Annotated in this window: 12 protein-coding genes and 1 pseudogene; 7 read left to right on the forward strand and 6 right to left on the reverse strand. The window is 53.9% G+C overall.

Annotated features, from left to right (window positions below):
- Positions 1-112: 112 nt before the first annotated feature.
- The 6 genes and pseudogenes from EL645_RS20265 to EL645_RS20290 form a co-directional block, all read right to left on the reverse strand.
- A pseudogene (locus EL645_RS20265) lies at positions 113-558 on the reverse strand (thioesterase family protein).
- Positions 559-595: 37 nt separating this feature from the next.
- Entirely contained in the window at positions 596-1933 is a 1338-nt protein-coding gene (locus EL645_RS20270) for a dihydrolipoamide acetyltransferase family protein (RefSeq protein WP_126552188.1), read from the reverse strand.
- 66 nt (positions 1934-1999) lie between these two features.
- Complete coding sequence (locus tag EL645_RS20275) at positions 2000-2974, reverse strand: alpha-ketoacid dehydrogenase subunit beta (RefSeq protein WP_126552189.1); 975 nt, start codon at positions 2972-2974, stop codon at positions 2000-2002.
- Positions 2971-4077 carry a pyruvate dehydrogenase (acetyl-transferring) E1 component subunit alpha gene (pdhA, locus tag EL645_RS20280; RefSeq protein ID WP_126552190.1) on the reverse strand — a complete coding sequence of 369 codons (1107 nt, stop codon included), beginning with the start codon at positions 4075-4077 and terminating at the stop codon, positions 2971-2973. Before pdhA ends, EL645_RS20275 begins: the two co-directional genes overlap by 4 nt.
- 132 nt (positions 4078-4209) lie before the next feature.
- Positions 4210-4506, reverse strand: coding sequence for an EthD family reductase (locus EL645_RS20285; protein ID WP_126552191.1), 297 nt, complete (start codon positions 4504-4506; stop codon positions 4210-4212).
- Between the two features lie 54 nt (positions 4507-4560).
- Entirely contained in the window at positions 4561-6054 is a 1494-nt protein-coding gene (locus EL645_RS20290; protein WP_218031939.1) for an aldehyde dehydrogenase family protein, read from the reverse strand.
- A gap of 146 nt (positions 6055-6200) precedes the next feature.
- Between EL645_RS20290 and EL645_RS20295 the strand changes: the two genes are divergently transcribed.
- From EL645_RS20295 to EL645_RS20325, 7 genes are all read left to right on the forward strand, one after another.
- Positions 6201-6854 carry a TetR-type transcription factor C-terminal domain-containing protein gene (locus EL645_RS20295; protein WP_161977526.1) on the forward strand — a complete coding sequence of 218 codons (654 nt, stop codon included), beginning with the start codon at positions 6201-6203 and terminating at the stop codon, positions 6852-6854.
- 334 nt (positions 6855-7188) lie between these two features.
- Positions 7189-8130 (forward strand): 1,2-phenylacetyl-CoA epoxidase subunit PaaA, encoded by a 942-nt coding sequence (gene paaA / locus EL645_RS20300; RefSeq protein WP_126552193.1) that lies wholly within the window; start codon positions 7189-7191, stop codon positions 8128-8130.
- A 35-nt stretch (positions 8131-8165) separates the two neighbouring features.
- Positions 8166-8759: a hypothetical protein gene (locus EL645_RS20305; RefSeq protein WP_161977527.1), complete on the forward strand. Its 594-nt coding sequence runs from the start codon at positions 8166-8168 to the stop codon at positions 8757-8759.
- A gap of 5 nt (positions 8760-8764) precedes the next feature.
- Entirely contained in the window at positions 8765-9580 is an 816-nt protein-coding gene (paaC, locus tag EL645_RS20310) for a 1,2-phenylacetyl-CoA epoxidase subunit PaaC (RefSeq protein ID WP_126552195.1), read from the forward strand.
- A 20-nt stretch (positions 9581-9600) separates the two neighbouring features.
- The gene (gene paaD, locus EL645_RS20315; protein ID WP_126552196.1) at positions 9601-10122 is read left to right on the forward strand and encodes a 1,2-phenylacetyl-CoA epoxidase subunit PaaD; all 522 of its coding nucleotides are present in this window, start codon (positions 9601-9603) and stop codon (positions 10120-10122) included.
- A 43-nt stretch (positions 10123-10165) separates the two neighbouring features.
- Entirely contained in the window at positions 10166-11365 is a 1200-nt protein-coding gene (locus tag EL645_RS20320) for a thiolase family protein (RefSeq protein WP_126554294.1), read from the forward strand.
- A gap of 45 nt (positions 11366-11410) precedes the next feature.
- Positions 11411-12175 carry an enoyl-CoA hydratase/isomerase family protein gene (locus tag EL645_RS20325; protein ID WP_126552197.1) on the forward strand — a complete coding sequence of 255 codons (765 nt, stop codon included), beginning with the start codon at positions 11411-11413 and terminating at the stop codon, positions 12173-12175.
- The last annotated feature ends 14 nt before the right edge of the window (positions 12176-12189 follow it).

Genomic DNA, 12189 nt, shown 5'->3' on the forward strand with positions numbered 1-12189 from the left:
ACATGGAGTATCGTTGAAGTTAAAGTCTGGGTATGGATCTTGTCTCTATCATGTTACTGTACTACACGAGTCTTTCTGGCTAAACGGGGACAGGCGAGCAAGCATTTGAGCTCTATTCTCTGGTGATAGAGCCAGGGGATGTCTGCTTGTATTGCTCCCAGCGTGTTTGTAGCCTTTGGAAGTTGGCCTCAAGTTTTTCCAGGGGAGTAGCACCTGCGTGGTCTGACCCTCGCCAATCAGATCGCCCAGCTCATTGTAAGCCTGGCAACGCATATAAATGCGGCTCCTGTCGGTCTTTAGATGGTGGGCCGTGATCCTTACCTGCATGCCCGGCAGTGCGGAAGCGATATGGCACACCGTTACTTCGTGGCCAATCGCTTCTTCACCCGGTTCCAGAAACGGCAGTAAGAGTTTGCGGCTTACCAGTTCCATATGCTTCGTCATCCAATAAGTAGCATAGACTGGGTGGACCGCGCCCAGTTCCTCGAACTGTACCGTCATCTGGTTGCTAACTCTGATTTTAAATGTTGCCTGCTGGTCGAGCGGAATTGGTTGCATGGCTTCCTTTTCCCTGGCTTGATGAGCCGATTTGTGATTAGCGCATATGTAGCAACAGGCGCTGTGGCTGTTCGAGTAGCTCGATCAACGTGTTCAGGAAGCGCATGGCCAGTTCACCATCGATCAAACGATGATCGGCGGTAAAGGATAGTGGCAGGACCGGGCGCACCTCGATCTGGTCTTCCACCACCCAGGGGCGTTTGCTAATCCGACCCAGACCCAGGATACCGGCTTCCCCTGGGTTGATAATGGGGGTGGTAAAGAAGCCGCCAACGGTCCCATAGTTGCTGATGGTGAAGGTGCTACCCCGCAACTCTTCTAATTTGAGCTTCTGTTCACGGCCAGCCTCGGCCAGTCGTGTTATCTCCCGCGCGATCTCCAATATGGTCAGCCGATCCGCATGGCGCAGGACCGGTACCAGCAAGCCATCGCCGGTCGCGGTCGCGATACCAATGTGATAGCAATGTTTGAGCACAATTTCCTGGCTGTTATCATCAATCATGGCATTGATATAAGGGTATTGTTGCAGCGTATGTACCAGGGCTTTGATGATCAAGGGTAAATATGAAAGCTTGATACCCTCTGACTCGGCCAGGGGGAGCAGACTTTGGCGCAGGGCGACCAGGCCGGTGGCATCTACTTCGACCAGTGAGGAAACCTGGGGAATCGTGCTGACCGAGCGTACCATGTTCTCTGCTATGCGCCGGCGCAGGCCACGCAGAGGGATACGTTCCTCTTCCTCTGTCCCGGGCTTTGTGGCTGATCCTGTTTGGACAGGAATATTTGTCACTGCCGGTGGCGCCTGGGTTAGCTCAGGTGTCGCAGGTGCCTGCGTCTGGGTATTCAGATGCGCGATAACTTTTTGTATATCTTCGGTACGCACCCGGCCGGCGTGTCCACTGCCGCTGATGGTGGCGATATCGATGCCGAACTCACGCGCCATGCGGCGCGCGACCGGCGTGGCCAGCACACGTTGTGGATGCCTGGCTGACACAGTTTCTTTATGGATACCATTGCTCAGATTGGTTTTGATGGCTGGCAATATCGCCTGATGCGTTACTGTCGCCCCCTGGTTGGCTGGTACTGCCTGAGACTGGCCTGCATAGCTATTGGCCAGGGCCGGGGTTTGTTTATCCGCTATCTCATCCAGGGTCAGCAGGACACTTTTCACCGCTACAATCTCTCCCTCTGCCACCGCCAGTTCAACTACGGTCCCCGCTACCGGAGAAGGCAGTTCAACTACCGCCTTATCGGTCTGTACGGCCACGATTTCTTGATCCTGCGTCACGCTATCTCCAGGCTTGACGAACCAGCGGACTATTTCGGCTTCAGTGATCCCTTCTCCCAGGTCTGGAAGGTGAAATGGCACTGTCATACTATATACTCCTCAAGAGCCTGTGCTTGACCAACGCATGAGGCTGCATTGGTCAAACAGGCGTTGTTATATCGTCATCAAGGCTCTGGTTGCCTGGATAATGCGTGTGGCGCTGGGCACATGATAATCTTCTAAAATAACGGGTGAGACGACATCATAGCCGGTGACGCGCATAACAGGAGCTTCCAGCCAGAAGAGGGCCTTCTCATTGATGGTGGCGACTATTTCGGCTCCTACCCCCGCTGTCTTTGGCGCTTCATGAACCACGATGGCGCGGCCGGTTTTCTCAACTGAGTGGATGATGGTCTCGGCATCGAATGGTGAGAGGGTGCGCAGATCGATAATCTCGGCTGAGATGCCTTCCTCGGCCAGCAGTTCCGCCGCTTCCAACGCGGTTGCGACCATGGCACTCCAGGCTACGATGGTGATATCTGTCCCCTCGCGTGCGATCCTGGCTTTCCCCAGCGGGATCGTATAATGACCATCCGGGACATCCTGGCGCCCGGCCCTGTAGCCACGCAGTGGTTCGAGGAAAACCACTGGATCGGGATCATCGACGGCGGCCAGTAACATGCCTTTGGCGTCATAAGGGGTCGCCGGGGCCACCACTTTCAGGCCCGGGGCATGTACAAAATGGGCCTCTAAGGCGTCTCCATGCAGCTCAAATGCGCGCACGCCACCACCAAATGGGGCCCGTAATACCAGTGGGCAGGTGAAGCGTCCACGCGAGCGGGCACGGATACGGGCGGCCTGGAGCAGGAGCTGGGCAAAGGATTGCATCGAGAAGCCTAGAAATTGGATCTCAGCCACTGGCCGTAGTCCGTAGGTTGCCAGACCAATGGCGGTGCCTACAATGCCTGCCTCGGCCAGCGGGGTATCTACCACGCGTTCCTCGCCAAAGCGCTCGATCAAGCCATCGGTGGCCCGAAAGACGCCACCGTTGCGGCCGATATCTTCTCCCATCACCATGACCCGCTCATCCTCGACCATCGCTACACTCAGGGCATCATTAATTGCCTCAATCAGGTTACGCTGGGTCATGGAAAGGTAACTCCTTTTTGGGATAGCTTGAGTGACTCCAGCATTTCCTGGCGCTGTTGTTCCAGGATTGGCGTTGGCTCCGCGTAGACCTGGTCAAACATGGTTTCTGGTGCAGGAATGGGCTCAGTCAAGGCCGCTGTGATGCTGCGGGAAATATATTCGCGTAATTCTTCTTCTAATGCCTGCTGTTTGGTATCGTCCCATAGGTTTTGATGTTCCAGGCAGACGCGCAGGCGCGTGATCGGGTCGCGCTGATCTTTCCATTCTGTCAGCTCGCCTGCCGGTTGGTAGCGCTGCGGATCGTCGGCGGTTGAGTGCGGACCAAAGCGGTAGGTGACGGCTTCAATGAAGGTTGGACCCTGCCCATTGCGTGCTCGCTCCAATGCCGCGCGTGTCTCGCGGTACATTGCCAGCACGTCATTGCCATCTATCAATCTTCCTGGTATGCCATATGCAATGGCTTTCTGGGCAATAGTTTCACTGGCCGTTTGCCTTGAACGAGGCACTGAAATGGCCCAGCCATTATTCTGGCAGATCAATACTACTGGCGCCTTGAAGACACCGGCAAAGTTCATGCCTTCATGGAAGGCTCCCTCTGAAGTTGCACCATCGCCAAATAATGTCAATGTCGCCGTTTTCGCTCGGCGCAGCTTCATGCCCCAGGCCACTCCAACGGCGTGTGGAACCTGCTCGGCAATCCCTATCTGCTGTCCAAAAACATTGACATCAGGCGGGACCATGCCGGCCTTTGGATGACCTCTGAAGAAGAGAGGGATATGTTCAGCTGGTAGACCATGCACAATACAGGCCAGGCCATCGCGGTAAGAACCAAATAACCAATCGTCTTGCTGAAGGGCCAGGCTGCCGCCAACCTGGGCTGCTTCCTGACCTGCCACAGGCGCATATGTGCAGAGTCGCCCTTGCCTTTGGAGATTAATCAGTCGAGCATCGAAGATACGGCCAAATGTCATCCAGCGATACATTTCCAGTAACAGCTCTGCCGGCTCTTCGATCTCCATTCCAGGTTGAAGCGAACCATCGGGAGCCAGTACTCTAATTGGCTCAGGTGGTCGGATATCATGCTCATGAAGCGTACTTGTCATGTCTCTTCCTGCGCTTACTAATCATTGTAGTTCTTGTCAGAACGCCGCTTCGTTGCGGCAGGTGTAGATATATCTACACCTGTCTGACTGCATAGACTGCCATGTACTTATAGTAGATGATATTACGGCTGTTTAGACAAGCTCTGTAAATGCGATTGTGATGATGTCTGGCGTCGCAAAATTGGGCACGTCGGCGGTAGTGGCCTGTCCCTCGGGTGAACTTAAGCCAGCCTTGCGCTCTTCTTTGCTGTTAAAGTAAAGGGTGGCCATCAGATAGTAGGGGGCATCCTTGCCAGTGAAGCGGCTGACCTCGACTTTTTGCAAGCCCGGTATCTTTTTGACCAGAGGAATATGGGTCCCAAAGTAATGCTTTTCAAACTTCTCACGGTCGGCCGGTTCTTTGTAGAGCGCGATCATAGTGACTGCCATTGTCAAACTCTCCTTATTGCGCTTGTAACTGCCGTAAGCAGTTGCTGTTTCTGATTAGCGTAGGTTGATCCAGGCTGTTTTGACCTGCGTATAAGCATCCAGGACGGCGTGGCCCATTTCACGGCCATAGCCGCTCTGTTTGTAGCCTCCGAAGGGAGCCGCAGCATCAAATTGATTATAGGTATTGACCCAGATGACGCCGGATTTGAGGGCGGCTACCATCTTGTGTGCCTTCTTAATATCGTTGGTCCATACGCCTGCGGCCAGGCCATAGGCGGATTGATTGGCGCGCGCGGCCACATCCTCTACACTCTCAAATGGCATTGCCACCACGACCGGACCAAAGATCTCTTCGCGGGCAATGGTCATCTGATCCGAGACCTGGTCGAAGATGGTTGGCTGAACAAAGTAGCCTTCCGCCAGCTCAGCGCCGGCTCGCTGGCCACCAGTGGTGATGTTCGCGCCTTCCTGTTTTCCTGTCTCGATATAGTGCGTGACCCGGTCCAACTGTTGCTGCGAAACCAGTGGCCCCATATCAGTACTTGCATCCATGCCAGGCCCTAATTTCATTTTACTGCTCATGCTGGTCAGGCCGCTCAGTACCTCATCATAGACGGATTGATGGATAAAAAGGCGGCTGCCAGCGGTGCAGACCTCTCCCTGATTGAAGAAAATGGCATTCAGGGCACCACGCACAGCATACTTAAGATCGGCATCGGGAAAAATAATATTAGGTGATTTCCCGCCCAGTTCCAGGGTTACTTTTTTCAAGTTGCCTGCACTGGCCTGGACAATCTTCTTTCCCACCTCCGTCGAACCCGTAAAGGCGATCTTATCCACATCTGGATGCGCCGCCAGGGCCGCCCCTGCCGTCTCACCAAAGCCGGGCACGATATTGACGACTCCCTCAGGAAAGCCAGCTTCACAGATCAGCTCACCGAGGCGCAGGGCTGTCAGTGGGGTCTGCTCGGCCGGTTTCAGGACAACGGTGTTGCCACATGCCAGGGCTGGCGCTAGTTTCCAGGCAGCCATTTGTAGTGGGAAGTTCCAGGGGATAATTTGACCGACTACACCCAGCGGCTCGCGCAAAGTGTAAGTAAGCATATTGGGAACCGAGACTGGTATCGTTTCACCCTCGATCTTGGTGGCCCAACCAGCAAAATAGCGGAAGTGCTCAACCGTCAGTGGCACATCGCCGCCGCGTGAGTACTTGATAGGTTTTCCATTATCCAGGGTCTCCAGCTGCGCCAGTTCCTCGGCATTGCGTTCAATTAAATCAGCCAGCTTTAAAAGAAGATGGGCACGTTTAGCGGGAGTAAGTTTGGGCCAGGCACCTTGTTCAAAAGCTCGTCGCGCCGCTGCGACCGCCCTATCTATATCCTCGGTATCGCCCTCTGCTACCTTTGCTAATACTTGCCCTGTGGATGGATTGATCGTTTCAAAAGTCTTTCCACTGGCGGCCTCAACCCATTGGCCTCCGATCAGCATCTTCATTGATTGCTGCTGTAAAAATGCGGTTTGCATTTTCTCTGTTGCTTGTTCGACCATTGTCGCCAACTCCTCCTAACATTTTTACCACATGGTAAAAATATATCTAACACACTGCTAAAAGTCAATGCTTGTTTATGCGCAACTTACTCTATGGTAAAATACTGGTATTCTATTCTGGCCAACACACGCAGGGAAATATGCATATGAAGCAAAATCAACCCGAAGCAGTCGCACATCCAAAAGTCCGCAAAAAAGATGGCGAAACCGATACAGTTAAGCGAACACGTCTGACCCAGAAAGCTATCGTAGAAACGGCGGCCGAACTCTTTGCCCAAAAAGGCTTTGGTTCAACCAGTTTAAATGATATCGCCGATGCCCTGAGAGTAACCAAAGTTGCTCTCTACTATCATGTCAAAAATAAAGAGGAGATCCTGCGCCTGGTGTATTTGACCGTGCTCAATATCGCTGAGGAGCCACTACGCCGTATCGTCGAATCTGATCTCTCGCCGCGCGACAAGCTGCAGCAAGCGATCGAGCACCATATCGCTGTCACGGCCAACTCCTCACCAGCCGTAACGGTCTTTTATCGTGAACAGGCCCACCTCACCGGCCCATTTGCCCGCGAAATCGCCCTGCGTGAAAAAGACTACGAACGCTACTTCGAGCAAATCATCCAGGAAGGCATCGCCAAAGAGGCCTTCAAACCAGACTTCGATTCTAAAATTATCACCTTCGGCCTGTTAGGTATGTGCCACTGGCTCTCCCACTGGTACAAACCATCCGGTCGTTACACCCACCAGCAAATCGCCACCATGTTCCTCTCCATGATCGAAGGCGGCCTTCTTGCTCCCGAATAATTGCTTAACAACATATAGGGGGTGCAGGGGGACCGCAGTCCCCCTGCCGGGGTTTGGGGTGTCCCCAATAAATGTCTCCCTCAGTATGCAGGGGGTGCAAGGGGACCGCAGTCCCCCTGCCGGGGTTTGGGGTGTCCCCAATAAACTCCCTCTTCCCCTCCCGCCGAAGGAGGGAACAAAGATTATTCTACCGATCGGTAAAATAATCTTTCCCTGTGCATTGACTTTTACCGCATTCTCTTATATATTTTTACCATACGGTAAAAATATATAAGAGAATCGCTATAGCTCTCTTTTATTTATGTAGAGCTTTGGGTGAAGAGAGGTAGAGACCATGACTCAGGAAAACGAAGACGCACGAGTAGTAGAATTTCGAGCCTACCTCGCGGCAGGAGGCAAAGTCGAAGCAACCGACTGGATGCCAGATGGCTACCGGCAGTCTTTAATCCGCTTTATAGAAATGCACGCCAATTCTGAGCTCATGGGTGCCCTTCCTGAGCGCGACTGGATTATGCGTGCCCCCACTATTCATCGTAAGCTGGCCCTGACGGCTAAAATTCAGGATGAAGTAGGGCATGCCGAGCTGTTGTACCGCCTGGTCGAAGACCTGGGAAAGCCGCGTAGCGCCTGCCTCGATGATCTGATCGCCGGTAAAGGTAAATTCCACAATACGTTCCATTATGCTACGAAGAGTTGGGCCGATGTAGGCATTATTGCCTGGCTGGTCGATGCCGCCGCCATCGTCTCCCAGCATGCCTTGCGCGATAGCAGTTATGCCCCGTATGCCCGCACCATGCAAAAAATCTGCTGGGAGGAATCCTTCCATATGATGCATGGCCGCGACATGATCATCACCATGATGAACGGCACGAACGCACAGCGTGAAATGGTTCAGGAGGCCCTTAATCGCTGGTGGCCAGCCCTGATGGTGTTCCACGGACCCGCTACCCCGGCTGAAAAGGATAAAGACCTGCAATGGCGGATTAAGGCAAAGGCTAACGAGGAGCTGCGACAGGAGTTCCTGAATGTCCAGGTACCGCGCCTGCGCGAGGTTGGCCTGGTCCTTCCTGATCCTGAGCTGCGCTATGACGCCGAACAGGGTTGTTGGCTCTACAGTGAGCCCAATTGGGATGACCTGCGGGCGATTTCCCGTAATCAGGGCCCGGCCTCTGCGGAGCGCATCGGTTTTCGTCGTCTCTCCTACGAAGATGGTCAGTGGGTACGCGACGTAATGCACAAGCAACAGGCCGCGCTCAGAGCAGCCAATATTGCATGACGTGCCTTTAATCATAATGGGTAAGGTGGATGCCAATGACGGATAACACAGAAAGCCCTCTGCTTGCTACACTTGCAAGTTCTGTTGACGAGGGTGAGGTTTTTGAGATCTTTCAACAGGGGCCACGCGATGCGTTTCCTCACCATGGCGGCAATCTGCGCGCCAGTGGTCGTGAGCTGGCCATACACTACGCCAGAGAGTTCTATGGACGGCGCCAGGAAAGCCTGAAGCTCTGGATCATTCCTCGTGTTAGCTTACTTGAGATACGCTATGATCCGGCTCTGTCCGAGAATTCTCAGCCAGAACCGCAGCCAGCCTCGGTCGCTGCGCAACCAGTGACTTTTGAGGTCTTTGCCCAGCAGCAGCCAGCTCGTCCACTGATCTGGCTACAGACCCTGACCGCCAACAATCAAGCTGCGGCACAGATAGAGGCATTAAACTTGTTGCGCGAAGGAGACGGAGCCTACTTGCGGCTCTGGCTCTGCCCGCTCGATGCTATCACTGTGCTGGATAATCCAGATTTGTTGCAGCCACCTATTGATCGTTCATATCGACGCCTCGATGGCTACGATATTCGTGAGAAATTACAGCTTGCCCGTCAACGTGTCAGGGCGCAAGAAGAGAGGTAGCACTGATGGAAGAATTTACCGATGCGTCTATGGTACCGCTCGACCTGAAACAGCCCCTGAGCAATCTGTTGCTATCACTGGCCGATGATGAATTTATTCTCGGTTATTGGGATTCCGAATGGACCGGGGTGGCCCCAACACTGGAGGAGGATGTGGCCTGCAGCTCGATTGCGCAGGATGAGATCGGACATGCCAGGCTCTTCTATCAGGAAGTGGCTGCTTTGACCAACTCGACTCCAGATCAGATCGCTTATAATCGCAAGACGAGCGAGTATCGGCAGGTCCAGCTTGTTGAGCGCCATCGTGGTAACTGGGCTTTTACCTGTGCTCGCCGGATCTTCTATGAAGCCGCCGATCAAGTGCGCCTGGACAGTTTGCGTAACTCGACCTATCTACCGCTGGCGCAGGCTATTAGCAAAATTCAGCGTGAAGAGGTCTATCATCAAATGCATAGTAACGCCTGGCTGCAGCGCCTGGCGACTGGCACGCCCGAGTCCTATCAGTTATTGTCTGAGGCCTTGCAGCAGCTCTGGCCAGATGCGCTGGCACTTTTTGAGCCATTTCCGGCCGAGGATATCTTGCAGACGGCCGGCATTTTACCTGACCCCTCAGCTACTTTAGAGCAACGTTGGCTGGGTACCATCGTCCCCTTATTTGAACGCCTGCAGCTTCCGCTCCCAATTCAGAAGACGACTGATCTGTTTCAACCAACGGTAGTAGCGCGTTTAGGAGGGCGTCAGGGACAGCATACAGCAGACTTTACTGAACTCTGGGATCAGATGACGATGGTCTATCGATTGGACCCACAGGCGAGCTGGTAGCTGCGGAAAGAGGGATCTACATGTCCGAGATAATTGCACAATCAAGTAGTGATTCGCTTAATGAGCAGCAGGTATGGGAAGCTTTACAGCATGTACCAGATCCTGAGTTGCCTGCCATCTCGGTGGTAGACATGGGGATTATCCGCCAGATCGAGATTGATGCAGCCCATTCGTCAATTCGCATAGTCATTACCCCGACCTTTGCTGGCTGTCCCGCTTTAAGCCAGATACGAGAGCAGATTAAACAATGTCTGCTGGCATTCGTCTCTGATGTAGAGGTGGTTGTGTCGATGCAGCAACCCTGGACCAGCGATATGCTAAGCGAGGGCGCCAGGCAGAAGCTCAAAGGGGTAGGAATTGCCCCACCACCACATGTTGGGCGTGGCCCTTTGTTGCCGATGCTTACACAGCAGGCTTTGACCTGTCCCTACTGTGGTTCACAGCAAACCGCGTTAGAAAATCCCTTTGGCCCCACACCATGTCGCGCCATCGCCTATTGTACACATTGCCATCAGCCATTCGAACAATTTAAACCGATTTAACAACGGAATAAGCCCACAATGTTGCGGGAAGGAGCAGTGTATGTTGCAGGAGGCCGTAATTCTTTCGGCTGTTCGTACCCCGGTTGGACGCTATAATGGGGTACTCAAAGATGTTCGCCCCGATGACCTCGGGGCGCTTGTTATTCATGAGGCCATTGCTCGGGCCAATATTTCTGCCGCTGAGATTGAGGATGTCGTGCTGGGTTGTGCTAACCAGGCTGGTGAGGACAATCGTAACGTTGCCCGTATGTCCCTCTTGCTTGCTGGCCTGCCGGTTACCGTCGCGGGTCAGACCGTCAATCGTCTCTGTGGCTCCGGCCTGCAGGCAGTCAATGATACCGCCCAGGCGATCTGGAGCGAACAGGGCGAGCTATTTGTGGCTGGTGGCGTGGAGAGCATGACCCGGGCCCCTTTTGTGATGGGCAAGGCCGAGACCGCCTTTCCACGTGGCAACCTGACCATGTATGACACCACCATCGGCTGGCGCTTCACCAATCCACGCCTGGCCGAACTCCACCATCCATATAGCATGGGCGAGACGGCAGAGAATGTTGCCAGCAAGTATAACATTGCCAGGGCTGAGCAGGATGAGTTCGCGTTGCGCAGCCATCAACGGGCCGTTGCCGCTATCAACGAGGGGCGTTTTGCCGATGAACTGGTCAATGTGCAGGTGCCACAAAAAAAGGGTGAGCCGATCACTGTTGAGCGCGATGAACATCCACGGGCCGATACCTCATTAGCAGCACTGGCTAAGCTCAAACCTGCCTTTAAAAAAGATGGGACCGTTACTGCCGGGAACTCGGCAGGCATTAATGATGGGGCTGCCGCCCTGGTTCTATCCTCCCATGACTACGCCCGCGCCCATGGTCTCCAGCCGCTGGCACGCATTGTCACCACCGCCGTTGCTGGTGTCGACCCTGCCTATATGGGACTGGGCCCAATCGCGGCTGCCCGTAAAGCCTTGCAGCGTGCTGGCTTGAGTATGGCTGCTATCGACCTGGTTGAGTTGAATGAAGCCTTTGCATCTCAATCGATACAATGTATGCGTGAGCTAGAGATTCCAATTGACAGACTCAACGTTAATGGTGGAGCTATCGCCCTGGGGCATCCGCTGGGTGCATCCGGCGCGCGCATCCTGACGACGTTGTTGCATGAATTGCACCGCCGTGAAGGTCGCTATGGCCTTGCCTGTATGTGCATTGGGGTCGGTCAGGGTATCGCTACCATCATCGAGAGATTGTAATACCGCTTGTTTAGCTGATTTATGTTACCAGGGAGAAGATTACATATGGTTATCACCCAACACCAGGAAGCAGGTTTGCTGACACTGACATTAAATCGACCCGAGGCGCTCAATGCCATCACGACCGAGTTACTGGTAGAATTAGCGCATGCCCTTGAGAAGGCACAAGATCCGGCCATACGTGTGGTTCTGTTGGTGGGGGCCGGACGTGCCTTTTCAGTTGGCCAGGATCTCAAAGAGGTTCAGGTACGTACCGAATCCTTTAAAGACCACTTGCGCCACTATAATCGTGTGATCAAGTTGCTGCAACAACTGGAAAAGCCTGTGCTGGTAGCCATCAATGGGGCGGCGGCCGGGGCCGGTTTCTCTTTGACATTGGCCTGTGATCTCCGCCTGGCCTCCGAAAATGCATTTTTCACCCCGGCCTTTAGTCGCATTGGACTGGTGCCTGACAGTGGTATGAGTTATTTTTTGCCACGCATGATCGGCTGGAACAAAGCCTTCGATCTAATGACCTTTTCTCCACGTATTACGGCTGAAGAGGCATTTGAACTGGGTATCGTTGATCGTATCTTCCCGGCCGAATCTTTCCAGAACGATGTGCGTGTCTTTGCCCAGCAGATGGCGCAAGGACCCACCCTGGCCATTGGCCTGACAAAGCAGCTACTGCGCAGAAGCGCCAGCGCCACCCTGGAAGAAATGCTCGACTACGAAGCCGAAATGCAGGACCGTGCTGGCCAGAGCCAGGACCACCATGAAGGCATCCAGGCCTTCCTTGAAAAGCGCCCTTCCCGCTTCACCGGAAATTAACCAGCATCATAGCT

The organism is Dictyobacter kobayashii, assembly GCF_003967555.1.
Lineage (GTDB): Bacteria > Chloroflexota > Ktedonobacteria > Ktedonobacterales > Ktedonobacteraceae > Dictyobacter > Dictyobacter kobayashii.